This window comes from Citrobacter sp. Ce129 (assembly GCF_030334545.1).
In the GTDB taxonomy this organism is placed as follows: Bacteria; Pseudomonadota; Gammaproteobacteria; order Enterobacterales; family Enterobacteriaceae; genus Citrobacter; species Citrobacter europaeus.
On record NZ_JAOWDS010000062.1, the window covers coordinates 49094 to 74077 of the forward strand.

Sequence of the window (24984 nt, forward strand, 5' to 3'; positions counted from 1 at the left end):
CCTTGCGGTGGCGTTTATGCTTATGCGGCGAGATTAATCGTCGAGGAAGCTACGCAGTACTTCAGAGCGGCTCGGGTGACGCAGTTTACGCAGCGCCTTCGCTTCGATCTGACGGATACGTTCACGGGTAACGTCGAACTGTTTACCCACTTCTTCCAGCGTGTGGTCGGTATTCATATCGATACCGAAACGCATACGCAGAACTTTCGCTTCACGGGCGGTCAGGCCAGCCAGCACGTCGTGAGTTGCGGCACGCAGGCTCTCGGTGGTCGCAGAGTCCAGCGGCAGCTCGAGGGTGGTATCCTCGATGAAATCACCCAGATGCGAATCTTCATCGTCGCCGATCGGCGTTTCCATGGAGATAGGCTCTTTAGCGATCTTCAGCACTTTACGGATCTTGTCTTCCGGCATTAGCATGCGTTCAGCCAGTTCTTCCGGCGTCGGCTCGCGGCCCATCTCTTGCAGCATCTGACGGGAGATACGGTTGAGCTTGTTGATGGTCTCAATCATATGTACCGGGATACGGATGGTACGCGCCTGATCCGCGATCGAACGGGTGATCGCCTGACGGATCCACCATGTTGCATAGGTGGAGAACTTGTAACCACGACGGTATTCAAACTTATCAACCGCTTTCATCAGACCGATGTTACCTTCCTGAATCAGATCCAGGAACTGCAGACCACGGTTGGTGTACTTTTTGGCGATAGAGATAACCAGACGTAAGTTCGCTTCAACCATCTCTTTTTTCGCACGACGGGCTTTCGCCTCACCGATGGACATGCGACGGTTGATATCTTTAACCTGCTCGATGGTCAGGCCGGTTTCTTCTTCAATCTGCTGCAGTTTCTGCAGGCCGCGGTGAACGTCATCTGCCACGTCGTGCAGTTTTTCAGACCACGGTTTGTTCATCGCGATGGCCGCGTTGAACCACGTTTCGCTGGTTTCGTTGCCAGTGAACAGAGTGATGAAGTTTTTCTTCGGCATTTTGCACTGCTCAACGCAGAGCTTCATGATCAGACGTTCCTGAGTACGCACGCGGTCCATCATGACGCGCATGCTGTTTACCAGGTAGTCGAACTGCTTCGGCACCAGGCGGAACTGTTTGAACACTTCAGACAGCTTCTGAATTTCTTCCTGCGCGGCAGCATGACTGCGGCCTTTCGCTTTGATGGTGTCGCGAGTGATTTCGTACTGAGTACGCAGTTCACCAAATTTTTCACGCGCTAATTCAGGATCGATGCTGTTGTCGTCATCGCTGCTGTCGTCGTCTTCTTCTTCATCTTCGTCTTCATCGTCATCCAACTCTTCCTGAGAGAGTTCAGAACCGACGTGCGTCGCCGTTGGCGCCATGTCTTCTTCCGCGTTCGGATCGACAAAGCCGGTGATCAGATCGGAAAGACGCGCTTCTTCAGCTTCTACGCGATCGTATTGCTCAAGCAGGTAGGTGATGGCTTCCGGGTATTCGGCAACGGAGCATTGAACCTGGTTAATCCCGTCTTCGATGCGTTTAGCGATGTCGATTTCGCCTTCACGGGTTAACAGTTCAACGGTACCCATTTCACGCATGTACATGCGAACCGGGTCAGTTGTACGACCGATTTCGGACTCAACGCTGGACAGAACCTGGGCAGCCGCTTCTTCCGCGTCTTCATCGGTGCTGTTGGAGGTTTCAGCAAGCAGCAGATCATCGGCATCAGGTGCTTCTTCCATCACCTGAATACCCATGTCATTGATCATTTGGATGATGTCTTCGATTTGATCTGAATCGACGATATCTTCCGGCAGATGGTCATTGACCTCGGCATAGGTCAGATAGCCTTGCTCCTTACCACGTTGGACAAGAAGCTTCAGCTGTGACTGCGGGTTTTGCTCCATAAGACGGTATCCACACTTAATTCGTTTGATTGGTGTTGGGCGGTAAAACCGCCAACGGCAAAACGAGGGCATACTTATATTTTGCCGCTGCCTCTCCGTGCGGCTGTCGGGGGCTTCCCGATCGATATTCGGCAGTTAAGCCGTTAAATACTTCATCTTTCACGTTGTTTCTGCGTTAGCTGCGTTCGTTACTCGGCTCATCCTGAGCCTCGCCCCTTACGGGGCCGCCGCAAGCAGCGTTCAAATCCGCTCCCGGCGGATTTGTCATCCTGGTCATGTACTTATGTACACTCCCAGGCGTTCGTTCACTTGCTGCCTTGATACAACGCGAATGATTTTGTCTTTGTTTTGTCTTTCGCTTATTTCTTGGCCAGTTCCTGGTTCAGCGTCCAGAGTTCCCGGCGTTCTTCGCTGCTTAAACCGTGTGTGCGCTCACGAGCTATCAACTCTTCCTGGCGCAGTTCAAGCATCGAATCAAACATATGGTTGAGTGAGTCGGTGAAGGTTTTTTCTGCGATATCTTTATCTGCTATATCGTCCCACATCGACAGTTTTTCAAGGGTCGCAGCATCATTTGTGCCACGATAGTGTTCTAAAAGTTGCCCGGTGGTCAGACCTGGCTGAGCCAGACAAGTGTTGACCAGTTCTCTGAATAAGCCAAGACCAGGCAGCTTATTGCTATCCAGTGCGCCTAACGGTGGAACCAGCGGGGCGAGGCCCGGATTCTGCACCAGCAACCCTATAAGTATACGCATGGTCGTACGTTTTAGCTGTGGAACAGGACGGGAAGCTCCATTTTCTGCCAGTTTTGGCATTAAACGTTCAAGCTGGCTGTCATCCAGAATGCCGAGCTTGTTTCCCAACTCCTGTCGCAAATAAATGCGCAACGTTTCGCCTGGTACCTGAGTAATCAGCGGTAATGCCAGCGTGCTGAGCTGTGCGCGTCCGTCCGGGGTACTCAAATCTACCTGCGGCAACAGGCTGTTAAATAAAAACGCGGAGAGCGGCAGCGCCTGCTCCATCCGGGCTTCAAAGGCCTCTTTCCCTTCTTTACGCACCAGCGTATCGGGGTCTTCGCCGTCAGGTAAAAACATAAAGCGTAGCTGGCGTCCGTCTGTCATATAGGGCAGTGCGGTTTCCAGCGCGCGCCATGCTGCATCGCGTCCGGCACGGTCGCCGTCGTAACAGCAAATTACGTTGTTCGTCGCGCGGAACAACAGCTGGATGTGATCTGCGGTGGTTGACGTCCCAAGGGATGCCACGGCGTAGTTAATGCCGTATTGCGCCAGCGCCACCACATCCATATAGCCTTCTACCACTAACAGGCGCTGCGGATCGGCGTTATCCTGCTGGGCTTCATAAAGGCCATATAGCTGGCGACCTTTATGGAAAATATCGGTTTCCGGGGAGTTGAGATACTTCGGCAGGGCATCGCCCAGCACGCGTCCACCAAAACCAATGACCCGACCGCGTTTGTCGCGGATGGGGAACATCACCCGTTCGCGGAAGCGATCGTAACTGCGTCCTTGATCGTTGGTGACCAACATCCCCGCATCGACCAGCGATTTGCGATTCTCAGCATTGCCGCCAAACCGTTTCAGGACGTTGTCCCAGCCGGGGGGCGCAAAACCAATAGCAAAACGGGTGATAACGTCGCTACTTAATCCTCGCTTTTCCAGGTACTGGCGCGCGGGGGTAGCGGCGGGTTGCATCAAAGACTGTTGATAAAAAGTGTTCAGGCCGTCCATCAATTGATAAAGGCTTTGCCGTTGATGGCGCTCTATCTGACTGGGGCCACTGCCTGCTTCATAGGGCACTTCAAGGTTGTGCATTGCGGCCAATTCTTCGACGGTTTCCACAAACTCGAGCTTGTCGTAGTTCATGAGAAAGTCGACGGCGTTGCCATGCGCGCCACACCCAAAGCAGTGATAAAACTGTTTTTCACCGTTTACGGTGAAAGAGGGGGTTTTTTCGTTATGGAACGGACAGCACGCGTGATAATTTTTGCCCTGCTTTTTCAGCTTTACCCGTGCGTCGATGAGATCGACGATGTCGGTTCTTGCCAGCAGGTCATTAATAAAAACGCGAGGAATTCGTCCAGCCATAAGCCCCTGTTTTTTGATGACTCATATACACAAAATCATTCAGGATGCATCAAGGCGGCAATGGAGCGAATCCTCAGGAGCGTACATAAGTACGTGACTGGGGTGAACGACTGCAGCCAACGCAGAGGCAGCTTGAATGATGACGTGTATAAACGAAAATAAGCCGCGCATTCCTTCCGGAAGCACGGCCTTACAACTACAACTCAGTCTGAATTGAGAGCTTTAGCTCTCAATGGATTAGTACAGACGAGTACGGCGTGCGTTTTCGCGAGCCAGTTTCTTCGCGTGACGTTTCACAGCAGAAGCTTTAGCGCGCTTACGTTCGGTAGTCGGTTTTTCATAGAACTCACGACGACGAACTTCCGCCAGAACACCTGCTTTTTCGCATGAACGCTTGAAGCGACGCAGTGCTACGTCGAACGGCTCGTTTTCACGTACTTTAATTACCGGCATGTAACTCTCACCTTTAATAAATTCGGTTTGCCGCTGGCATCAACGCCAGCTTATTTCAAAATGGTGCGGAATTTTACTGCAATTGCTGCTGCTTTGTAAAGCACCGACGCGATTTTGAAAGGGACTTTTATAAGGACAAGGAGTATACACGAGCGAAACTCCTGGGGCGAACAAAGTTTTACATCAACCCGCATTGGTCCTACACTGCGCGGTAATAAAGCGAGGTAAAACAAGTCATGCGTGTACTGGGTATTGAAACGTCCTGCGATGAAACCGGCATCGCCATTTACGACGATGAAAAAGGTCTTTTAGCCAACCAATTGTATAGTCAGGTGAAATTACACGCTGACTACGGCGGCGTAGTGCCAGAACTGGCCTCGCGCGATCACGTACGTAAAACCGTACCGCTGATCCAGGCCGCGCTGAAAGAAGCGGGGCTGACGGCAAAAGAGATTGATGCGGTAGCGTATACCGCAGGTCCTGGTTTGGTTGGCGCGCTGCTGGTTGGCGCAACCGTAGGACGTTCGCTGGCGTTCGCCTGGGGCGTACCGGCAATTCCTGTGCACCATATGGAAGGGCATCTGCTGGCGCCGATGCTGGAAGATAATCCTCCTGCTTTCCCGTTTGTCGCGCTGCTGGTTTCCGGCGGTCACACGCAGTTGATCAGCGTCACCGGTATCGGTCAGTATGAATTACTCGGCGAATCGATTGATGATGCCGCAGGCGAAGCGTTCGACAAAACAGCCAAGCTGTTGGGGCTGGATTATCCTGGCGGCCCAATGCTGTCAAAGCTGGCTTCGCAAGGCGTTGAAAAACGTTTTGTTTTCCCGCGTCCAATGACCGACCGTCCGGGGCTGGATTTCAGCTTCTCCGGTCTGAAAACCTTCGCTGCGAATACCATTCGTAATAACGAAAATGACGATCAGACGCGCGCAGATATCGCCCGTGCGTTTGAAGATGCGGTGGTTGATACGTTGATGATCAAGTGCAAACGCGCGCTGGATCAAACCGGTTTTAAACGTCTGGTGATGGCGGGGGGCGTGAGCGCGAACCGTACGCTGCGCGCAAAACTGGCAGAGATGATGCAAAAACGTCGTGGCGAAGTATTTTATGCGCGTCCGGAATTTTGTACCGATAACGGGGCGATGATCGCCTACGCGGGCATGGTGCGTTTTAAAGCGGGCGCAACGGCGGATCTTGGCGTGACCGTGCGTCCACGCTGGCCGCTGGCGGAATTACCGGCAGCATAAGCTCACAATATCGTAGGCCCGGTAAGCGTAGCGCCACCGGGCAATACGCTACATCCGCAGCATTCCTTTCTCTTCCAGAAACGCGATAATTTTTTCCAGGCCATCTCCGGACTTTAAATTACTAAACGTCCATGGACGCTCGCCGCGCATGCGCAAGGTATCGCGCTCCATCACCTCCAGCGAGGCGCCCACATAAGGGGCCAAATCGGTTTTATTGATCACCAGAAAATCGGATTTGGTGATCCCCGGCCCGCCTTTACGCGGGATCTTCTCGCCTTCAGCAACGTCGATCACATAGATCGTCAGATCCGCGAGTTCCGGGCTGAAGGTGGCGCTCAGATTATCGCCGCCGCTTTCCACAAAAATCAGATCCAGATTGCCGAATTTCTCACTCAGCGCTTCTACGGCAGCCAGATTCATCGAGGCATCTTCACGGATGGCGGTATGCGGACAGCCGCCGGTTTCCACGCCGACGATCCTGTCCGGTTCCAGTGCGCCTGCCTCGGTGAGAATGCGCTGATCTTCTTTGGTGTAGATATCGTTGGTCACCACCGCCAACTGATAGCTCTTGCGCATGGCTTTGCATAACGCTTCCAGCAGCGCCGTTTTGCCCGAGCCAACCGGGCCGCCAACGCCCACACGCAGGGGATGCTTGTTATTACTCATTTTTTCTCCTCAGGAGCGGAATAATCGGGAATATTGGGTTTCATGCCGGGCAGACGCGATAGCGGCCAGCGGCGTTGCGGAGCCGAGGCTGGCGTCAGGACACGCCAGCGCCTGCGCCAGACCCTGCGCATAGCGATCGCAGAGCGCAATAATCAAACGCTGGGCCGCCTGTTGTCCATAGGGAACCAGCTTGACGCCGGCCATGACAGCGCTCTCAATCCAGCTGTAGCCGAGGCTTAACGCCAACTGCGTCAGGGGGATTTTCCAGCGCACGCCCAGCCAGGCCATGCCGCAGAGTTGGCTGTCGATAAAGAGCGCGCGCCACTCCCGCGAGCAGTCCGCTTCCCAGTCGGTGACCAGCCGTGTAAACGCCGCGCCCCGACTGCGTTCTTCATCTCGTAATTCGCGGGTTTCGCGACAGGCCAACAGGTAAGCGCTCCAGCGGCGTGCGGCGGCGAGATCGTCCTGCTCGCAGGCGCGATACAGTCTTGCCAGCAGCGGCAGGTCGACGGTAAAAAAGTTCTGCTCCATCTGCTGGACTTGCCAGGCAGAGAAGTCATCGACGCTTTTCACCCAGCCGATTTCCACTGCCCATTCCAGGCCCTGGGACCAGGTAAACGACCCCACCGGGAGAGCGCTGCTGGCGAGCTGCATCAGACGTAGCTGTTGGGTGTTATGCATCAGTGCGCATGGCCATGATGATGCCCATGTGATTCGCTGGCATAAGCGCCTGCTTCAGGTTCAAACGGCAACTGGGCGAACGTCACCTCAAGATTGAACTGGCGCAGCATGTCGTCCAGCACATGATCGTGATGGTAGCGTAGTTGGTCGGGGAGAATTTGCAGTGGAACGTGACGATTGCCGAGGTGATAACAGGCTTTGGCGAGCAGAAAAGGATCGGCGCAGCTCACCACGGAAACCGACTCCGGCGCGGCGATCACTTCGATCACTTCGCTGCCATCTTCGGTACTTAGCAGATCGCCGCCGCGCAGCAGCAAACCACGCGGTAGCATTAGCCCGGCTTCGCGACCGTCGTTCAGCGCCACTCTGGCGCGACTTTTAACCCGAACATCAATGGGTAGCGTGACGCTTGCGGTGGCGCGGTGGGCGTGGTCAAGGCGTTGGGTCAGGTAGATCATCGTCACTCCTCAAAACAGAAAATAGCGTTGCGCCATCGGCAAAACGTCCGCCGGTTCGCTGGTGATAAGTTCGCCATCAATACGCACCTCGTAGGTCTGAGCATCGACGGTGATATTGGGTTGCAGGCCGTTGTGGATCATGTCGGCCTTTTTCACCGTCCGGCAGCCTTTGACGACGGCGATAGTGCTTCGCAAACCGAGCTGCTGCGGGATGTTTTGCGCGTCAGCGGCTTGCGAAATAAAGGTCAGCCGGGTGTGATGCCGTGCTGCGCCAAGTGCGCCGAACATCATGCGGTAATGCACCGGCTGCGGGGTGGGGATCGAGGCGTTGATGTCGCCCATCGGCGCGCAGGCGATCATCCCGCCCTTGACGATCGTCGCCGGTTTTACGCCAAAAAAGGCGGGCGACCACAGCACCAGATCGGCCAGTTTGCCAGGCTCAACGGAGCCGACTTCATGGGCGATACCATGGGTTAACGCCGGGTTGATGGTGTATTTAGCAACGTAGCGTTTAACGCGCTGGTTGTCGTTGTCGCCGGTTTCTTCTGCCAACGGACCACGCTGAACTTTCATGCGATGTGCCACCTGCCAGGTGCGCAGGATCACTTCACCCACGCGCCCCATCGCCTGTGAATCGGACGAAGTCAGGGAAAACGCGCCAATGTCATGCAGAACATCTTCGGCAGCGATCGTTTCCCGGCGAATGCGTGATTCGGCAAAGGCTACGTCTTCGGCAATATCTGGGTCGAGGTGGTGGCAAACCATCAGCATGTCGAGATGCTCGTCGATGGTGTTGACGGTATAGGGCAGCGTCGGGTTAGTGGAGGAGGGCAGAATATTCGGATGTGCGCAGGCGGTGATGATATCCGGCGCATGGCCGCCGCCCGCGCCTTCGGTGTGGAAGGTATGAATGGTGCGATCGCCAATCGCCGCCAGCGTATCTTCAACGAAACCGGACTCATTGAGCGTGTCGCTGTGCAGCGCTACCTGGATGTCCATTTCGTCGGCCACGGTTAGCGCGCAGTCGATAGCGGCAGGCGTGGCGCCCCAGTCTTCATGGATTTTCAGGCCAATTGCCCCCGCGCTGATTTGCTCGCGCAGGGCGTCAGGATTTGAGCCGTTACCTTTGCCCAGCAAACCGATGTTAACCGGCAATGCGTCTGCCGCCTGCAGCATACGCGCGATGTACCACGGGCCCGGCGTGCAGGTGGTGGCGTGAGTTCCTGCCGCCGGACCGGTGCCGCCGCCGATCATCGTCGTCACGCCGGAAACCAGCGCCTCCTGGGCCTGCTGTGGGCAGATCCAGTGAATATGCGTATCTACGCCGCCCGCAGTGACGATCTTGCCTTCCCCGGCGATGACTTCAGTTCCCACGCCTATCGGGATCGTGACGTTGGGCTGAATATCGGGATTACCCGCTTTGCCGATGGCGAAGATCCTGCCGGCTTTGATACCGATATCCGCTTTCACGATCCCCCAGTGATCGACGATTAGTGCGTTGGTAATCACCAGATCCACACACGCTTGCGCGCGCATTTGGCCCTGGCCCATGCCGTCGCGGATCACTTTTCCGCCGCCAAATTTGACCTCTTCGCCGTAAGTGGTGAAGTCTTTTTCCACCTCGATCCACAGGTCGGTATCCGCCAGGCGCACTTTATCGCCGGTGGTTGGGCCAAACATGTCGGCATACGCTTGCCGGGAAATTTCACTCATTATCTGCCTCCAGCGCGCCCATCACTTCGCTGCGAAAGCCCACGATCCTTTGTGCGCCGGCTACATGCACCAGTTCGACTTCGCGTTTTTGCCCCGGCTCAAAACGCACCGCTGTGCCCGCCGCAATGTTCAGACGAAAGCCGCGTGCGGCCAGCCTGTCAAAATGTAGCGCCGGGTTCACCTCGTAAAAGTGATAGTGCGATCCCACCTGGATGGGTCTGTCGCCATGATTTTCCACCACGATCGTGCAGGTCTCCCGTCCCTGATTGAGCGCGATAGTGCCTTTTGCGATCTGATATTCACCTGGGATCATTGCCGCTCCTTAGACGATCGGATTGTGGACGGTGACCAGCTTCGAACCGTCCGGAAAGGTGGCTTCAACCTGAATATCCGGGATCATTTCCGGCACGCCTTCCATCACCTGATCGCGGCGCAGGACGTGACGCCCGTCCTCCATCAACGCGGCCACGGTTTGCCCGTCGCGTGCCCCTTCCATGATGAAAGCGCTAATCAGCGCCACCGATTCCGGGTAGTTCAGCTTAAGCCCGCGGGCCAGGCGACGTTCCGCCACCAGCGCGGCGGTAAACAGCAATAGCTTGTCTTTTTCTCTGGGGGTCAGTTCCATAAGGATTCTCTTAGGTTTGCCAGATTCGCGGTAGTACGGGGGCTTTGTGCGTCAGCAGCGGGCGCAGAAATTGCCAGATGTCACGCATAACGCGCTGAACAACCAGGTTGTCGTCGGCAAGAAAGCGAATTGTCAGCAGCGAGTCGTTAAGCGTTGCCCCGGCGTAATCGCCAAGTGACGTAAGCCGCTCGCGGGTGCCCTCCAGCATGAGTTCGCTGGCCGGATAACACAGTAACGTGCCGACCCAGGGAAAGTGCGCGACGCCGCTCAGATTCCCCTCTCGCAATTGCAAGCGTTCTATCAGCAGCGGCTGCCCATCCCGCCACACTTCCAGACGGTTTTGCAGCGTGCCGTGGCTGAAGACTTCCTGCATAACCGGTCGCCCAAGACACAGCAGATCCCAGGCCAGCAGGTGGCTTGCGGATGTCAGATGAAAGACGGTCTGAATAGCGGCGTTGGCACCGGGAAAGAGGATCGTATCCTGCGGCAGCCACTCCAGCGTGGCGTGTGAGGCAAGCGTGAAATGCTGGCGCAACAATGCCTGTGGTCCGCGGCTGCGATAAAATTTTCCCGCGCCTGGCTGGGTGATTAACGCGTGGCTGTTTTCGTCGAGCGTTACGGCGATATGGAGCTCATCCCCGCCGACGATCCCCGCCGGTGGATGAAGCAAATAGAGATGGCAAACGTCCTCTTCCGGGTAAAACGGGCGCTGAACCGTCAATGGACCCTGATGGCGCGCCGAGACGAGCACCGTTTTGTGCCCGGTGCGGGTAAAATGCAGATCCAGTTCGGCCTGCCAGCCCCGTGTGAGTGTCTCGTGCGCAACCGTGTCCAGAGCGTTTCCCTTATCAGCATGAGGGTGTTTGCATACAAAAAAGTATGCCTCAGCGCATCGGGAAATCGATCATATGAGAAGCTTATGGATAAAGGGGCGGCAATACGCCGCCCCACCAGAGTCTTACAGTAAAACGAGGGGCATCCAGACCAGACCGGTAATCACCAGCAGCACGAGGAAAATCAGGCCAAAAATAGCACCGAGTCGCCAGTAATCCGCCGTTGGCAAGTAGCCGCTGCCATAGTAGATAGGGCTGGGACCGGTGGCGTACGGGGTCAGAATGCTTCCGAGGCCAATGGCTGCGCCGACCATCAGGCAGAAGACCGGAAGCGGGATTTCCGGCATTGCCAGCGCGGCGGCAATCATCATCGGCGCCAGGGCGGAGGTATACGCTGTGGCGCTGGCAAAGAAGTAGCGCAGCAGATAGAAAACCACGATCAGCGCCACCATCACCATCATTGGCGAATAGCCGCTCAGCCCGTTTGCCAGCAGCTTGCCAAACCAGGTAATAAAACCGGTGTTATTGAGCCCGGTGGCCAGCGTGATCAGCGAGGCCAGCCAGAAAAAGACGTTCCACGCGGCTTTATTGCTGATAATGTCATCCCAGCTAATGATGCGCAGTACCAGCATCAACGCCACCACGCTGTATCCGACCATCGCAGCGTCAATGTAATCGCCGCCGAAGATCCACAGCACCAGCGCGCCGACCATCAGCACCAGCATCTTTTTCTCGCGAGCGCAGAGCGGTCCCATCGCTTTTAGCTCCGCATCCGCCCAGCGCGGAACCTGATCGCCGGATTTCAGCACTGGTGGATACAACACGTACGCCAGCCAGGGCACAATCAGCACCAGTAAAATGCTCAGCGGCAGCATGCCTAAGAACCAGTCGCCCCAGCTCAGCGCCGTGTGGGAGGCTCCTTTCATCAGGCCGATCAACAGCAGGTTCGGTGCCATCGCCGTTAAGAAAATAGCGCTGGTAACGCAGTCGGCGACAATGCCCATCCACATGATATATGAGCCAATGGAGCGTGAACTGGCGCTATTGGGCTGTGAGTTATACAGCGGCGGCAGGTTGCGGATAATCGGGTAGATTATTCCGGCTCCGCGCGCGGAGTTGGAAGGCGTGACGGGGGCGAGGATAAGCTCAGAGAACATCACCGCATAGCCGAGAAACAGCGTCCGGTGCCCCATCTTTTTCACCAGCATCAGCGCGATACGCCGCCCAAGCCCGGTTTTCTCATAGCCGGTACCAAACATAAAGGCCGCGAAGATCAGCCAGATGACCGAGTTTGAAAAGCCAGATACCGCCCACGACAGCGATTTGGCGGTAAATTTAAAACCGTCCTGCGCGAGTTGCTCCGGGCTGAACAGCAGCCATGGCGAAAGGACGGCGATGATCGAAATACCAATCATCGCCACCACCGCGCCCGGTACAGGTTCCAGAATAAGCCCGACAATCACACCGGTAAAGACGGCAAAATAGAGCCAGGTGTGGCTCTCAAGACCGGTGGGAACGGGCAGAACAGCAATAATGGCGATGACCACCAGCGGAGCCAGGTATCGCCACCAACCAGCTAAAGGTGCCATTGTTGTATCCCTACGAAAGGGGAGAGGCGCAGCGCCTCTCCGGGAGGGTTATTTGATGTAGTGCACGTGCTCGCAGATTTCATCGACGATAGGATCGCGACGTTCAGCGAACAGTTTTTTGTTTTCGGCGATCAGGTTGTTACCGTGGGTATCGATGGAAACGATCAGCGGGCCGAACTCTTTTACCCGACACACCCACAGGGACTCCGGCATGCCGAGTTCCGTCCAGTGAACCTCTTCGATCTCCTCAACCTGGGTTGCCGCCACGACCGCACAGCCTGCCGGGAAGATGACGTGTAGCGCTTTAAACTGCTTGCAGCCTTCTTCTGTCAGCGGTCCCATGCCGCCCTTGCCGACCACCAGCTTGACGCCAGTCTGTTCGATAAAGTCTTTCTCAAACGCTTCCATACGCATGCTGGTGGTTGGGCCGACGGAGACCATCTCCCATTTCTCACCGTTCTTACGTACGATTGGGCCTGCGTGGAAAATGGCTTTGCCGTTCAGGTCATAAGGAATCGGGCGCTTCAGTTCGATCAGGCGACGGTGGGAAACGTCACGGCAGGTCACCAGCGTACCCGTCAGGTAAATAACATCGCCAACGCGAATGTCTGCCAGATCTTCGGCTTTGATCGGGGTTGTGAGGATCTTTTTCATAACGCGCTCCGGGTGTGAGACAGGTTTTCGAAGGAGAGGTCTGCATGAACCAACAGCGTGCCGCGGCGGTGCGCCCAGCAGCCGGTAGAGACGGCAACGCCGATAGTCGACGGATGGCGTGCGGCGGATTCGATATGCACGCCCATTACCGAGCTATTCCCGGTCAACCCTTGTGGACCAATACCCAGACGGTTAAGCCCTTCTTCCAGACGCAGTTCCAGTTCGGCCGCTTTCGGATTCGGATGACGTGATCCGATAGGGCGCAGCACCGCTTTACGAGATAGAACAGCGGCGGTTTCTACGGAGGTGGCAATACCTACGCCCACCAGCACCGGCGGACAGGCGTTGACTGCCAGCGTGGAGATATTTTCGAAGACAAATTTCACCACGCCTTCGTAACCTTCAGAAGGCATTAACACTTTCGAGCGTCCCGGCAGCGTACAGCCGCCGCCTGCCATGTAGACTTCGATTTCCGCGTCATCATTATCAGGAATGATGTCCCAGGTGACCCACGGCACACCGGTACCGGTATTTTTGCCGGTATTCACTTCATCAAAAATCTCGACAGCGTTATGGCGCAACGGCGCTTTTACCGTGGCGTCTTCAACGGCCTGCTTCAGGATGCTTTGCAGTTCGCCGAGGAGTGGAAAACGGGAACCAACCTTCACAAAAAACATAATCTCGCCGGTGTCCTGACAGGCAGGACGGTTCAGGTCGATAGCCTTCTGCATGTTGTCAAACATGGTGTGGTAGATGATTTTACCCATCGGCGAGGTTTCGCCTTCACGCAGCTGCTTTAATTTATCCACGACGTCGTCGGGCATGCGGGTAGAAATCATGGCGGTAAAGTCCGCGACAATGTTCGTCAGCGTAGTTATCGCATTTTGGTTATTTTGATTGCTCATCTTGTTAACTCCAGTTCTTTTATTTGTCTGGAAATAAATTCTCCGTCACAAACTACCATTAAAAGTGTGGTTTTATATTATTTGCCACTGTGAATATCCAATTAACAGTTCGTGAATGATGTCCGGATAAGACAATAAAAATTGCGCAAAGGCAGGGTTTAATACGCATGAGGGAATTACACTGCGGTTAACAACATTACGGATCTACCGATCATGCTGAACACGTATCCCCTGGCGAAAGACCTGCAGGTGCTGGTCGAAATTGTGCGTAGCGGCAGCTTCAGCGCCGCCGCAGCGACGCTTGGCCAAACGCCGGCGTTTGTGACGAAACGCATTCAGATCCTTGAGGCCACGCTGGGAGCGACGCTGCTAAGCCGCTCTGCGCGCGGTGTGGCATTAACGGAGAGTGGTCAACGTTGCTATGAACATGCGCAGGCTATTCTTGCGGGCTATCAGCATCTGGTCGATGACGTCACGCAGCTCAAAACACGCCCGGCAGGGATGATTCGTATCGGCTGTAGCTTTGGTTTTGGGCGCAGTTATATTGCACCGGCAATTACCGAATTGATGCATAGCTATCCTGAATTACAGGTGCATTTTGAACTTTACGATCGGCAAATTGATTTGGCACAGGATAATATTGATTTGGATATTCGTATTAATGACGAAATTCCTGATTATTATATTGCGCATTTGTTAACGAAAAACAGAAGAATATTATGTGCAGCACCGATGTATTTACAAAAATACGGCAAACCGATGACGCTACAGGAATTAAGCCGGCATGATTGTCTGGTTACCAAAGAACGCGATATGACTCACGGGGTGTGGGACCTGGATAACGGCAAGGAGAAAAAGTCGATCAAGGTAGCGGGTCATCTTTCCTCTAACAGCGGTGAGATTGTGCTGCAGTGGGCGCTTCAGGGGAAAGGGATTATGCTGCGTTCCGAATGGGACCTGCAGCCGTTTCTGGCAAGCGGTGAACTGGTGCGTGTGCTGCCGGACTATGCGCAAAGCGCCAATATCTGGGCGGTTTATCAGGAGCCGCTGTATCGCAGCGTGAAGCTGCGCGTGTGCGTGGAGTTTCTGGCGACGTGGTGTCAGAACCGATTAGGCAAACCGGTGGAGGGGTATCACATCCCTCACGCCGGATAAGACGCCGTCGCGTCGCTATCCGACATCGAAATCACTCGGGATCTCTTTCGCGCTTTTTCTTCAGCTTGGTCCAGATCTTTGGTTCCTGACGACGCCACAGACGCTGAATGTTGTCATGGTGACGTAGCAGAATTAAGCACGACAGCATAGACACCGGGAACGTGAACTGGGGATTGAACCACCAGACGTAGAAGGGGGCGATCAGCGCGCTGACGATAGCGCCTAACGACGAATAGCCGCTTAATAAGACGGTCAGCAGCCAGGTTCCGGCCATCACGCCGGTTAAGTCCCAACCAATCGGCGCAATTGCGCCAAAGGCGGTGGCAACGCCTTTCCCACCTTTAAAGCCGAAGAATACTGGCCAGATGTGTCCCAGACAGGCGGCGATCGCGATCAATCCCAGCCAGAAGGGGCTGACGCCTAGCGCATAGGCACCCCAGACGGGTAACATACCTTTCAGGACGTCGAAAATTAGTACCGCGACGGCGGCTCCCTTGCCACCAATGCGCAATACGTTCGTCGCGCCCGGATTCCCAGAGCCGCTGTCGCGCGGGTCCGGCAATCCAGCAAGGCGGCATACCAGAATAGCACTGGAAATTGAGCCACAGAGGTACGCGAAGATAATCATTCCAGGCGCGATTGCACTCATAAGCTGTTCCGTTTTGAAAATGTCGTGTAAAACGCTACTTCTGTGGATAATACGCATATTTCGCCGGAAGTGGTATCCGGGTTAGCCAAAAAGCAGGCAGGTCGTGATGGATATTGTATTTATAGAGCAACTTTCTGTAATCACCACTATTGGTGTTTACGACTGGGAACAAACGATCGAGCAACGATTGGTGTTCGATATCGAAATGGCGTGGGATAACCGCAAATCGGCTAAAAGCGATGATGTGGCTGATTGCCTGAGCTATGCTGATATTGCTCAAACGGTTGTTAATCATGTGGAAGGTGGGCGTTTTGCGTTGGTAGAACGCGTGGCGGAAGAGGTGGCGGATCTGCTGCTTAGCCGCTTTAATTCTCCCTGGGTACGGATCAAACTCAGTAAACCTGGCGCGGTAGCCCGTGCGGCGAACGTCGGGGTTATCATTGAGCGTGGCAATAATCTGAAAGAAAATAATTAATTTAATAATTTCTAAAACAAACGGGTATAAAAGGGTCCTTTCGTCGGCTCTTTTTTGCCGTGGTTTCTCTATCTAGGGGTTTATTAATGAGTGATATGCACTCGCTGCTGGTGGCGGCAATTTTGGGTGTGGTCGAAGGGTTGACGGAATTTTTACCCGTTTCCAGTACCGGCCATATGATTATTGTTGGCCACCTGCTGGGTTTTGAGGGTGACACCGCAAAAACTTTCGAGGTGGTAATCCAGCTAGGTTCTATTCTGGCAGTCGTGGTGATGTTCTGGCGACGTCTGTTTAGTTTGATTGGCATTCACTTCGGCAAAGCCCCGCATGAAGGTACTGGCAAAGGTCGACTGACGCTGGGACATATTCTGTTGGGGATGATCCCAGCCGTAGTGCTGGGGCTGATATTCCACGACACCATCAAATCGCTGTTTAACCCGATCAACGTGATGTATGCGCTGGTGGTAGGGGGCGTGCTGCTGATTGCCGCAGAATGCCTGAAGCCGAAAGAGCCGCGTGCGCCGGGTCTGGATGATATGACCTATCGGCAGGCGTTTATGATCGGCTGTTTCCAGTGTCTGGCCCTGTGGCCGGGCTTTTCTCGCTCCGGGGCGACGATTTCTGGCGGTATGCTGATGGGCGTGAGCCGTTACGCGGCGTCTGAGTTTTCTTTCCTGCTGGCCGTGCCGATGATGATGGGTGCAACGGCGCTGGATCTCTACAAGAGCTGGTCGTTTCTCAGCGCATCAGATATCCCGATGTTTGCCGTCGGTTTCGTGACGGCGTTTATCGTGGCGCTGGTAGCGATCAAAACCTTCCTGCAGCTGATTAAGCGTATCTCGTTCATTCCGTTTGCGATTTATCGCTTTGTTGTAGCGGCTGCCGTTTACGTCGTGTTCTTCTGATGACTTACCGTGGTGCCGGATGGCGGCGTTCCGCCTTATCCGGCCTACGGGTTATATCCGTTTAGGTGGTGGGTTTAGGGCAACGCTGCTCCTTCCAACATGCCACTGCCGCGATGCGACGCCGGGTCAGCTCCTCGCGAATAGCCTGACCTTTGAATCCCGCCTCAACGACGTCTTTCGTTGGCACCGCCTGCGCAACCCGCCAGGCTTCGCGCAACAGTCTGCCTTGCGGGTAATCCGCCGCTTCAAAACCGGTTCGCCCGCGTACGTCGGCCTCGCTGGTCAGGGCGATTTGCTCCACGCGCTGCGGTTTACGCCAGGCATCGATGGAATCAAACAGCTTAACGATGGTTTTTGGCTGCAGGATCGGGAAGGTATGAATGAGGTCGTGGAACTCGGCCACCAGTTTGGCTAAATCACGGATGTCATTCGGCACGCGCAGGCGCAGACACAGTTGCTCGACCAGCTTAACGCCAGCCGGACCGTGGCCGTGGTGGCGCGGCCACAGCGCTTTTGGCGTCAACGCCTTGCCAAGATCGTGGCACAGCGTGGCGAAACGCACGTCGACCTCCGGACTTAACATGGCTGCCATCGACAGCGTCATCAACGTGTGAATACCGGTATCGATTTCCGGGTGCCACTGAGCGGGCGCGGGAACGCCGAACAGAGCATCCACTTCCGGAAACAGAACGCGCAGTGCGCCGCAGTCGCGCAGGACCTGAAAAAATACCTGTGGGTTGCGGGTGGTTAATGCGCCTTCTGTTTCTTTCCACACCCGCTCTGGCGTCAGGTGTTCCAGTTCGCCAGCGTCGTTCATGTCGCGCATCAGCGTCATGGTTTCGTCAGCGATACGAAAGCCGAGGTGCGCATAGCGGGCAGCAAAGCGCGCCACGCGCAGCACGCGCAGCGGATCTTCGCTAAAGGCAGGAGAAACATGGCGCAGCAGACGCCTTTCCAGATCGTCGCGTCCGTTATACGGATCGATAATCTCTCCATCGTCATCGCGGGCGATTGCGTTGATAGTCAGGTCGCGCCGCTGAAGATCGGCCTCCAGGGTTACATCCGGCGCGGCGTAGCAGGTGAACCCGGTATACCCCGAACCGGATTTACGTTCGGTACGCGCCAGCGCATACTCTTCCCGGGTTTGCGGATGCAGAAACACGGGAAAATCGCGGCCTACCTGCTGGTAGCCCGCGTCGAGCATCTCTTGCGGCGTGGCGCCGACAACAACCCAATCTTTATCTTTAATCGGTAGCCCTAATAACGCATCCCGAACAGCACCACCGACCAGATAAATCTTCACGCCACTTTCCTTTTGAAATTATGATCTCTTAATCATATGTCAGTGTGGCGGAGAAGGCGATTCAGTTCATCCAGCGATCTTTGCGTTTACGGCTTGGGATCATGTGCGGCAGAACCAGACCGAGCAGCAGACCAAGACCCAGTACGCCGCCGCCGTACATGAACCACTGCATAATGATGGTGCGCTGTTTGTCATCAAGCTGAAGGTTGGCTGCGCTGACCTTCTTTTGCGCCACAATAAGCTCGTTCTTCAGCTTCTGGTTTTCTTGTTTCAGACCGTCGATCACGCTGTCGCTTTGCGATACTTTTTGCTGCATATCGGCGGTGCGCTGATTCCACGTGGTATCGATATTATTGAGCTTATCGGTCAAGGTCTTAACCTGGTTTTCCAGATCGGGAACGCGGGTACGCAGGCTCGGCGTACTGTTCAGCTCTTTCAGCGGGATCCAGGCGGTACGACCGGTGCTGTCTTTCACCTGGCCGTAGTTAGTGTTGGCATCGGTCTGTAATAGCGTAACTTCCTCGCCGGCGTTAACCGTGCCCACGAGGCGATAATTATCTCCCGGACCGCTGCGGACCCAGGTGTTCAGTTCGTCAGAGACATAGCGCTTTTCTTCGGCATGAGAAACTGCAGTGGCGCTAAGTGCGAGTAAAGTTAATCCAATCAGGCGTAATTTTGGCATCAGGCTGTCGTTATTGTCATAGAAAGTGGAACGATAGTAGTGGCATCAGTGTCTCTACGCAAAGCATTCGACATCAATCGGAATCATCTGTGTCCTTTTAGCCACCACCCGAAACTTTTACGCCCGTCAAATTGCTCGTTGCATGGCAATTTGGCGCAAAATACTATCTACTGACCATAAAGAACGAACTTAGTTCGCAGTCAGTTTTCTCAACTGTGACATAACCCATAAGTACAAGACCATGGCCCAGGAAATCGAATTAAAATTTATCGTCAATAGTGATGCTGTAGATGCGCTACGTGAACGTCTGAATACGCTGGGGGGTGAGCATCATGCGCCCAGTCAGTTGCTGAATATCTACTACGAAACGCCGGATGCGTGGTTGCGTGGTCACGATATGGGGCTGCGTATTCGTGGTGAGAATGGTCATTACGAAATGACCATGAAAATTGCCGGACGGGTGACGGGCGGCCTGCATCAGCGGCCTGAATATAACGTTGCGCTAAACGCGCCAGAGCTGGATCTCGCTCTGTTCCCAACGGAAGTCTGGCCCGATGGCGAGCTGCCTGCTGAACTTGCCTCTCAGGTGCAGCCGCTGTTCAGCACCGATTTTTATCGTGAGAAATGGCTCCTTGATGTTGACGGCAGTCGAATTGAAATGGCTCTCGACCTTGGGGAAGTGAAAGCGGGCGAGTTTGCTGAACCTATCTGTGAGCTTGAACTTGAACTGCTAAGCGGCGATACCCGTGCGGTATTGAAGCTGGCAAACCAGCTGGTTTCGCAAGCCGGCTTACGCCAGGGCAGTCTGAGTAAAGCGGCGCGTGGCTATCATCTGGCTCAGGGGAATGCGCCGCGTGAACTCAGACCTACGCGCATTTTGAAGGTTCCGGCGAAGGCGAGCATTGAGCAAGGGCTGGAAGCGGCGCTGGAGCTGGCATTATCACAGTGGCAGTACCATGAAGAGCTGTGGGTGCGCGGCGTCAAAGGAGCGAAAGCCGAGGTGCTGGCGGCAATGGGCCTGGTGCGTCACATACTGATGCTGTTTGGCGGTAATGTGCCGCGAAAAGCGAGCGCTCACTTACGTGATTTGCTGACCCAGTCGGAAGCGGTCATGGCGTCGGATGTTTCTGCCGTTTCGGCGGTTTACAGCACGCAAACAGCAATGGCTAAACTTGCCCTGACCGAATGGCTGGTGACCAAAGGATGGCAGTCGTTCCTGGATGAGAAGGCGCAGGGCAAAATTGCCGACTCCTTTAAGCGTTTCTCAGATACTCATCTTTCGCGCCATGCCGCTGAACTGAAAACCGCTTTTGCTCAGCCGCTTGGCGATCAGTACGCCGACCAGCTTCCACGCCTGACGCGCAATATTGATAGCATGCTGATGCTGGCGGGGTACTACGACGAAAATGTTGCCTCGGAATGGATCGCCAACTGGCAGGGTCTGCGTCACGCCATTGCGGCCAACCAATATATTGAAATTGAACACTTCCGCAACGAGGCAATCGCGCTGGAACCGTTCTGGCTGCATAGCGGTAAACGATAATCAGGGTTGAGACCGGGATGCCTGATGGCGCTGCGCTTATCAGGCCTATAAGGCCATACCTTGGGCCTCAATACGCAAAGGATGTCCATAAATGAAGCAGCTCTCTTCACCGTTACAGCAGTACTGGCCGACCGTTGTGGGGCGGCTGCCAGCAGCAATATCTGAGTCCTCGCTTAGCGTGCAGGCGAAGTCAGTGCTTACATTCAGTGATTTTGTCCGCGACAGCATTATTGCCCATCCCGAATGGCTGGTAGATCTGGAAAGCGCGCCACCTCAGGCGGATGAATGGCAACACTATGCCGACTGGTTACAGCAAGCATTGGCCGACGTCAGCGATGAAAACACGCTGATGCGCGAGCTACGCCTGTTTCGCCGTCACATCATGGTGCGTATCGCCTGGGCGCAGACGCTGTCGCTGGTGGCGGAAGAGAGTATTTTGCAGCAGTTAAGCCATCTGGCTGAAACGCTGATCGTCGCCGCGCGCGACTGGTTATACGCCGCCTGCTGTCGCGAGTGGGGAACGCCCTGTAATCCTGAAGGTGTTGCGCAGCCGCTGCTGATTTTAGGCATGGGGAAACTGGGCGGCGGCGAGCTGAATTTTTCCTCTGATATTGACCTGATTTTTGCCTGGCCGGAGCACGGCAGTACGCAGGGTGGGCGTCGCGAACTGGATAACGCGCAGTTCTTTACCCGTATGGGCCAGCGGCTCATCAAAGTGCTGGATCAGCCCACAATGGATGGGTTTGTTTATCGAGTGGATATGCGCTTACGTCCGTTTGGCGACAGCGGCCCGCTGGTGCTGAGCTTCTCCGCGCTGGAGGATTATTACCAGGAACAAGGGCGCGACTGGGAACGCTATGCGATGGTCAAAGCCCGCATTATGGGCGATTCCGATGGCACTTACGTCAGCGAGCTTCGCGCTATGCTGCGACCTTTTGTCTTCCGCCGCTATATTGATTTTAGCGTGATCCAGTCTCTGCGTAACATGAAAGGGATGATTGCCCGAGAAGTGCGCCGCCGTGGCCTGAAAGACAACATCAAGCTGGGGGCGGGCGGCATTCGTGAAATCGAATTTATCGTACAGGTATTCCAACTGATTCGCGGTGGGCGCGAGCCGTCGCTGCAATCCCGCTCGCTGTTACCGACGCTTAGCGCCATCAATGCGCTGCACCTGCTGTCTGATACCGATGCGGAACAACTGCGAGCAGCCTATCTCTATTTACGCCGCCTCGAAAACCTGCTGCAAAGCATCAATGATGAACAGACCCAAACGCTTCCTGGCGATGAACTGAATCGCGCGCGGCTGGCGTGGGGGATGAACGTCGATGACTGGCAGCAGTTAACCGATGTGCTGGCAAATCATATGAACAACGTGCGCCGGGTATTTAACGAGCTGATTGGCGATGACGAAGCTGAAACCCAGGAAGAGTCGCTCTCAGAACAATGGCGCGAACTGTGGCAGGACGCCTTGCAGGAAGATGACACCACGCCGGTGCTGACGCATCTGGCTGATGACGATCGCCGGCGCGTGCTGTCTCTGATTGCTGATTTCCGCAAAGAGCTGGATAAACGCACCATTGGCCCACGCGGACGGCAGGTGTTGGATCATTTAATGCCGCATCTGCTGAGCGATGTCTGTTCGCGTGACGACGCCTCGGTACCGCTGTCGCGCATTACACCGCTGCTGGTGGGTATTGTGACCCGCACGACCTATCTGGAGCTGCTGAGCGAATTCCCTGGAGCGCTGAAGCACCTGATTTCGCTCTGTGCCGCCTCGCCGATGATCGCCAGCCAGCTGGCGCGGTATCCGCTGTTGCTCGATGAACTGCTGGATCCGAACACCCTGTATCAACCCACCGCGACGGACGCCTACCGTGATGAGTTACGCCAGTATTTGCTGCGCGTGCCGGAAGATGACGAAGAGCAGCAACTGGAAGCGCTGCGGCAGTTTAAGCAAACGCAGTTGTTGCGTATTGCCGCGGCTGATATCGCCGGAACGCTGCCGGTGATGAAGGTAAGCGATCACCTAACCTGGCTGGCGGAAACTATTATTGATGCGGTAGTCCAGCAAGCGTGGATGCAGATGGTTGCTCGCTACGGGCAACCCACTCATCTTAGCGAACGCGAGGGGCGCGGTTTTGCCGTCGTCGGTTATGGCAAGCTGGGCGGCTGGGAGCTGGGATACAGCTCGGATCTCGATTTGATCTTCCTGCATGACTGTCCGATGGACGTGATGACGGACGGTGAGCGTGAGATTGACGGGCGACAGTTCTATCTGCGTTTGTCGCAGCGCATTATGCACCTTTTCAGCACCCGTACCTCGTCCGGTATTTTGTACGAAGTGGATGCGCGCCTGCGTCCGTCTGGCGCGGCGGGAATGCTGGTGACATCAACCGACGCCTTCGCCGATTACCAGCGCAACGAAGCCTGGACATGGGAACATCAGGCGCTGGTACGTGCGCGCGTGGTATACGGCGACCCGCGGTTGACCTCTCAGTTCGATGCGATTCGTCGCGATATCATGACCCTCGTTCGCGATGGCAAAACCTTGCAGACCGACGTGCGCGAAATGCGTGAGAAAATGCGTGCCCATTTGGGCAATAAGCATCGCGATCGTTTTGATATTAAAGCGGATGAAGGCGGTATCACCGACATTGAGTTTATTACGCAATATCTGGTGTTGCGCTATGCGCATGAAAAACCGAAGCTGACGCGCTGGTCGGATAACGTGCGCATTCTGGAGTTACTGGCGCAAAACGACATTATGGATGAGCAGGAAGCGCTGGCGCTTACTCGTGCTTATACGACGCTGCGCGATGAACTTCACCATCTTGCGTTGCAGGAACTTCCGGGCCATGTGGCGCCGGAGCACTTCGACGCTGAACGTACGCTGGTGCGTGACAGCTGGCAGAAGTGGCTGGTTGCCGAGTGAAGTGTGCTATTATCGCGCGCAAATTTTAAGACCCTCAGAGAATCTCTCAGGAGACAGGAATGAAAGTAACGCTGCCAGAGTTTGAACGTGCAGGAGTCATGGTTGTCGGTGATGTGATGCTGGATCGCTACTGGTACGGTCCTACCAGCCGTATTTCACCTGAAGCGCCGGTGCCGGTGGTGAAGGTTGATACCATCGAAGAACGTCCCGGTGGCGCAGCAAACGTGGCGATGAACATAGCCTCTCTGGGAGCGAATTCGCGTCTGGTGGGCCTGACCGGCATTGACGACGCGGCGCGTGCGCTGAGCAAAACGCTGGCGGATGTGAACGTAAAATGTGACTTCGTTTCCGTGCCCACTCATCCGACGATCACCAAACTGCGCGTACTTTCCCGTAACCAGCAGCTGATTCGCCTGGATTTCGAAGAAGGCTTTGAAGGTGTGGATCCGCAGCCGCTGCACGAGCGTATTAACCAGGCGCTGGGGTCTATCGGCGCACTGGTACTCTCCGACTATGCCAAAGGCGCGCTGGCAAGCGTGCAGCAGATGATTGCGCTGGCGCGGAAGGCTGGGGTGCCGGTGCTTATCGATCCTAAAGGGACCGATTTTGAACGCTACCGTGGCGCAACGCTGCTGACGCCGAACCTGTCTGAGTTTGAAGCGGTAGCGGGCAAGTGCAAAAGCGAAGATGAACTGGTTGAGCGCGGCATGAAAGTGATTGCGGATTTTGACCTTTCCGCACTGCTGATCACGCGCTCCGAACAGGGGATGACGCTGCTGCAACCGGGCAAATCGCCGCTGCATATGCCGACGCAGGCGCAGGAAGTGTATGACGTGACCGGTGCGGGCGATACGGTTATTGGCGTGCTGGCGGCGACGCTGGCGGCGGGTAACACCCTGGAAGAAGCGTGCTATTTTGCTAACGCCGCAGCAGGCGTAGTCGTCGGTAAGCTGGGGACCTCCACCGTTTCTCCTATTGAACTGGAAAACGCCGTGCGCGGTCGGGCCGATACTGGCTTTGGCGTGATGAGCGAATCTGAGCTGAAACAGGCCGTTGCCAGCGCCCGCAAGCGCGGTGAGAAAGTGGTGATGACCAACGGCGTGTTCGACATCCTGCATGCGGGCCACGTTTCCTATCTGGCGAATGCGCGCAAGCTGGGCGATCGCCTGATCGTAGCGGTAAACAGCGATGCTTCGACCAAACGTCTGAAAGGCGAATCTCGCCCGGTCAATCCGCTGGAACAGCGTATGATCGTGCTGGGCGCGCTGGAGTCCGTCGACTGGGTGGTTTCTTTTGAAGAAGATACGCCGCAGCGTCTGATTGCCGGCATCCTGCCGGATCTGCTGGTCAAAGGCGGCGACTATAAGCCGGAAGATATTGCGGGCAGCGAAGAGGTGTGGGCGAACGGCGGTGAAGTGCTGGTGCTGAACTTCGAAGATGGCTGCTCAACGACCAATATCATCAAGAAGATCCAGAAAGACAGCGATAAGTAACACCTGGAAAGTTTGCCGGATGGCGGATAAAACGCGT

23 protein-coding genes are annotated in these 24984 nt (G+C 55.3%); 7 read left to right on the top strand and 16 right to left on the bottom strand.

All coding sequences use genetic code 11. The annotated features are described in order from the left end of the window. Positions 1-33: 33 nt before the first annotated feature. The 3 genes from rpoD to rpsU form a co-directional block, all read right to left on the bottom strand. Positions 34-1878, bottom strand: coding sequence for an RNA polymerase sigma factor RpoD (gene rpoD / locus OGV77_RS12220; protein ID WP_043017666.1), 1845 nt, complete (start codon positions 1876-1878; stop codon positions 34-36). A 359-nt stretch (positions 1879-2237) separates the two neighbouring features. After that, positions 2238-3983, bottom strand: a complete 1746-nt coding sequence (gene dnaG, locus OGV77_RS12225) for a DNA primase (protein WP_003828467.1) — start codon at positions 3981-3983, stop codon at positions 2238-2240. A gap of 237 nt (positions 3984-4220) precedes the next feature. Next, positions 4221-4436: a 30S ribosomal protein S21 gene (gene rpsU / locus OGV77_RS12230; protein WP_001144069.1), complete on the bottom strand. Its 216-nt coding sequence runs from the start codon at positions 4434-4436 to the stop codon at positions 4221-4223. Positions 4437-4672: 236 nt separating this feature from the next. On the opposite strand from rpsU, the gene tsaD reads away from it, so the two are divergent. Further along, positions 4673-5686: a tRNA (adenosine(37)-N6)-threonylcarbamoyltransferase complex transferase subunit TsaD gene (gene tsaD / locus OGV77_RS12235; protein ID WP_003024694.1), complete on the top strand. Its 1014-nt coding sequence runs from the start codon at positions 4673-4675 to the stop codon at positions 5684-5686. A gap of 48 nt (positions 5687-5734) precedes the next feature. Here tsaD and ureG read toward each other — a convergent pair whose 3' ends face one another. The 10 genes from ureG to ttdA all read right to left on the bottom strand — a co-directional run bounded on the left by ureG (position 5735) and on the right by ttdA (position 13810). Continuing rightward, positions 5735-6352, bottom strand: a complete 618-nt coding sequence (gene ureG, locus OGV77_RS12240) for an urease accessory protein UreG (RefSeq protein ID WP_047408513.1) — start codon at positions 6350-6352, stop codon at positions 5735-5737. 9 nt (positions 6353-6361) lie between these two features. Continuing rightward, positions 6362-7033, bottom strand: coding sequence for an urease accessory protein UreF (locus OGV77_RS12245; RefSeq protein WP_087051184.1), 672 nt, complete (start codon positions 7031-7033; stop codon positions 6362-6364). Continuing rightward, positions 7033-7491: an urease accessory protein UreE gene (ureE, locus tag OGV77_RS12250; protein ID WP_047408519.1), complete on the bottom strand. Its 459-nt coding sequence runs from the start codon at positions 7489-7491 to the stop codon at positions 7033-7035. Before ureE ends, OGV77_RS12245 begins: the two co-directional genes overlap by 1 nt. Positions 7492-7500: 9 nt before the next feature. Then, positions 7501-9204: an urease subunit alpha gene (gene ureC, locus OGV77_RS12255; protein ID WP_043017662.1), complete on the bottom strand. Its 1704-nt coding sequence runs from the start codon at positions 9202-9204 to the stop codon at positions 7501-7503. Then, complete coding sequence (locus tag OGV77_RS12260) at positions 9197-9517, bottom strand: urease subunit beta (RefSeq protein ID WP_043017661.1); 321 nt, start codon at positions 9515-9517, stop codon at positions 9197-9199. The genes ureC and OGV77_RS12260 overlap by 8 nt, the downstream gene beginning before the upstream one ends. 9 nt (positions 9518-9526) lie before the next feature. Next, positions 9527-9829: an urease subunit gamma gene (locus OGV77_RS12265; protein ID WP_003024678.1), complete on the bottom strand. Its 303-nt coding sequence runs from the start codon at positions 9827-9829 to the stop codon at positions 9527-9529. Positions 9830-9839: 10 nt separating this feature from the next. Further along, entirely contained in the window at positions 9840-10664 is an 825-nt protein-coding gene (locus OGV77_RS12270; protein ID WP_196781245.1) for an urease accessory protein UreD, read from the bottom strand. A gap of 123 nt (positions 10665-10787) precedes the next feature. After that, the gene (locus OGV77_RS12275; protein WP_075145613.1) at positions 10788-12251 is read right to left on the bottom strand and encodes an anion permease; all 1464 of its coding nucleotides are present in this window, start codon (positions 12249-12251) and stop codon (positions 10788-10790) included. Between the two features lie 48 nt (positions 12252-12299). Next, complete coding sequence (gene ttdB, locus OGV77_RS12280) at positions 12300-12905, bottom strand: L(+)-tartrate dehydratase subunit beta (protein WP_087051186.1); 606 nt, start codon at positions 12903-12905, stop codon at positions 12300-12302. Beyond that, on the bottom strand, positions 12902-13810 hold the full coding sequence (gene ttdA, locus OGV77_RS12285) for a L(+)-tartrate dehydratase subunit alpha (protein ID WP_016154538.1): 909 nt from the start codon (positions 13808-13810) through the stop codon (positions 12902-12904). Before ttdA ends, ttdB begins: the two co-directional genes overlap by 4 nt. A 213-nt stretch (positions 13811-14023) precedes the next feature. On the opposite strand from ttdA, the gene ttdR reads away from it, so the two are divergent. Next, positions 14024-14965 carry an L-tartrate utilization transcriptional activator TtdR gene (gene ttdR, locus OGV77_RS12290; RefSeq protein ID WP_047408535.1) on the top strand — a complete coding sequence of 314 codons (942 nt, stop codon included), beginning with the start codon at positions 14024-14026 and terminating at the stop codon, positions 14963-14965. Between the two features lie 31 nt (positions 14966-14996). Here ttdR and plsY read toward each other — a convergent pair whose 3' ends face one another. Beyond that, positions 14997-15614, bottom strand: coding sequence for a glycerol-3-phosphate 1-O-acyltransferase PlsY (gene plsY / locus OGV77_RS12295; RefSeq protein WP_003828443.1), 618 nt, complete (start codon positions 15612-15614; stop codon positions 14997-14999). 106 nt (positions 15615-15720) lie between these two features. Between plsY and folB the strand changes: the two genes are divergently transcribed. Continuing rightward, entirely contained in the window at positions 15721-16089 is a 369-nt protein-coding gene (folB, locus tag OGV77_RS12300) for a bifunctional dihydroneopterin aldolase/7,8-dihydroneopterin epimerase (RefSeq protein ID WP_003024659.1), read from the top strand. Positions 16090-16175: 86 nt separating this feature from the next. Further along, the gene (gene bacA, locus OGV77_RS12305) at positions 16176-16994 is read left to right on the top strand and encodes an undecaprenyl-diphosphate phosphatase (RefSeq protein WP_003024655.1); all 819 of its coding nucleotides are present in this window, start codon (positions 16176-16178) and stop codon (positions 16992-16994) included. A gap of 61 nt (positions 16995-17055) precedes the next feature. On the opposite strand, the gene OGV77_RS12310 is transcribed toward bacA, so the two are convergent. Then, entirely contained in the window at positions 17056-18297 is a 1242-nt protein-coding gene (locus OGV77_RS12310) for a multifunctional CCA addition/repair protein (protein ID WP_080626079.1), read from the bottom strand. 61 nt (positions 18298-18358) lie between these two features. After that, entirely contained in the window at positions 18359-18979 is a 621-nt protein-coding gene (locus OGV77_RS12315; RefSeq protein ID WP_043017656.1) for a TIGR04211 family SH3 domain-containing protein, read from the bottom strand. Positions 18980-19220: 241 nt separating this feature from the next. Here OGV77_RS12315 and OGV77_RS12320 point away from each other — a divergent pair, with 241 nt between their 5' ends. From OGV77_RS12320 to hldE, 3 genes are all read left to right on the top strand, one after another. Continuing rightward, on the top strand, positions 19221-20522 hold the full coding sequence (locus OGV77_RS12320) for a CYTH domain-containing protein (RefSeq protein ID WP_043017655.1): 1302 nt from the start codon (positions 19221-19223) through the stop codon (positions 20520-20522). 91 nt (positions 20523-20613) lie between these two features. Beyond that, a complete protein-coding gene (gene glnE, locus OGV77_RS12325; RefSeq protein WP_286502710.1) occupies positions 20614-23454 on the top strand; it encodes a bifunctional [glutamate--ammonia ligase]-adenylyl-L-tyrosine phosphorylase/[glutamate--ammonia-ligase] adenylyltransferase in 2841 nt (946 codons plus the stop codon). A 59-nt stretch (positions 23455-23513) separates the two neighbouring features. Beyond that, positions 23514-24947, top strand: coding sequence for a bifunctional D-glycero-beta-D-manno-heptose-7-phosphate kinase/D-glycero-beta-D-manno-heptose 1-phosphate adenylyltransferase HldE (gene hldE / locus OGV77_RS12330; protein ID WP_043017653.1), 1434 nt, complete (start codon positions 23514-23516; stop codon positions 24945-24947). Positions 24948-24984: the final 37 nt, after the last annotated feature.

Excerpts from the sequence above, each read along its gene's own strand:
- rpoD (WP_043017666.1), bottom strand. The coding sequence starts at position 1,878 with ATGGAGCAAAACCCGCAGTCACAGCTGAAGCTTCTTGTCCAACGTGGT.
- dnaG (WP_003828467.1), bottom strand. The coding sequence starts at position 3,983 with ATGGCTGGACGAATTCCTCGCGTTTTTATTAATGACCTGCTGGCAAGA.
- rpsU (WP_001144069.1), bottom strand. The coding sequence starts at position 4,436 with ATGCCGGTAATTAAAGTACGTGAAAACGAGCCGTTCGACGTAGCACTG.
- tsaD (WP_003024694.1), top strand. The coding sequence starts at position 4,673 with ATGCGTGTACTGGGTATTGAAACGTCCTGCGATGAAACCGGCATCGCC.
- ureG (WP_047408513.1), bottom strand. The coding sequence starts at position 6,352 with ATGAGTAATAACAAGCATCCCCTGCGTGTGGGCGTTGGCGGCCCGGTT.
- OGV77_RS12245 (WP_087051184.1), bottom strand. The coding sequence starts at position 7,033 with ATGCATAACACCCAACAGCTACGTCTGATGCAGCTCGCCAGCAGCGCT.
- ureE (WP_047408519.1), bottom strand. The coding sequence starts at position 7,491 with ATGATCTACCTGACCCAACGCCTTGACCACGCCCACCGCGCCACCGCA.
- ureC (WP_043017662.1), bottom strand. The coding sequence starts at position 9,204 with ATGAGTGAAATTTCCCGGCAAGCGTATGCCGACATGTTTGGCCCAACC.
- OGV77_RS12260 (WP_043017661.1), bottom strand. The coding sequence starts at position 9,517 with ATGATCCCAGGTGAATATCAGATCGCAAAAGGCACTATCGCGCTCAAT.
- OGV77_RS12265 (WP_003024678.1), bottom strand. The coding sequence starts at position 9,829 with ATGGAACTGACCCCCAGAGAAAAAGACAAGCTATTGCTGTTTACCGCC.
- OGV77_RS12275 (WP_075145613.1), bottom strand. The coding sequence starts at position 12,251 with ATGGCACCTTTAGCTGGTTGGTGGCGATACCTGGCTCCGCTGGTGGTC.
- ttdB (WP_087051186.1), bottom strand. The coding sequence starts at position 12,905 with ATGAAAAAGATCCTCACAACCCCGATCAAAGCCGAAGATCTGGCAGAC.
- ttdA (WP_016154538.1), bottom strand. The coding sequence starts at position 13,810 with ATGAGCAATCAAAATAACCAAAATGCGATAACTACGCTGACGAACATT.
- ttdR (WP_047408535.1), top strand. The coding sequence starts at position 14,024 with ATGCTGAACACGTATCCCCTGGCGAAAGACCTGCAGGTGCTGGTCGAA.
- plsY (WP_003828443.1), bottom strand. The coding sequence starts at position 15,614 with ATGAGTGCAATCGCGCCTGGAATGATTATCTTCGCGTACCTCTGTGGC.
- folB (WP_003024659.1), top strand. The coding sequence starts at position 15,721 with ATGGATATTGTATTTATAGAGCAACTTTCTGTAATCACCACTATTGGT.
- bacA (WP_003024655.1), top strand. The coding sequence starts at position 16,176 with ATGAGTGATATGCACTCGCTGCTGGTGGCGGCAATTTTGGGTGTGGTC.
- OGV77_RS12315 (WP_043017656.1), bottom strand. The coding sequence starts at position 18,979 with ATGCCAAAATTACGCCTGATTGGATTAACTTTACTCGCACTTAGCGCC.
- OGV77_RS12320 (WP_043017655.1), top strand. The coding sequence starts at position 19,221 with ATGGCCCAGGAAATCGAATTAAAATTTATCGTCAATAGTGATGCTGTA.
- glnE (WP_286502710.1), top strand. The coding sequence starts at position 20,614 with ATGAAGCAGCTCTCTTCACCGTTACAGCAGTACTGGCCGACCGTTGTG.
- hldE (WP_043017653.1), top strand. The coding sequence starts at position 23,514 with ATGAAAGTAACGCTGCCAGAGTTTGAACGTGCAGGAGTCATGGTTGTC.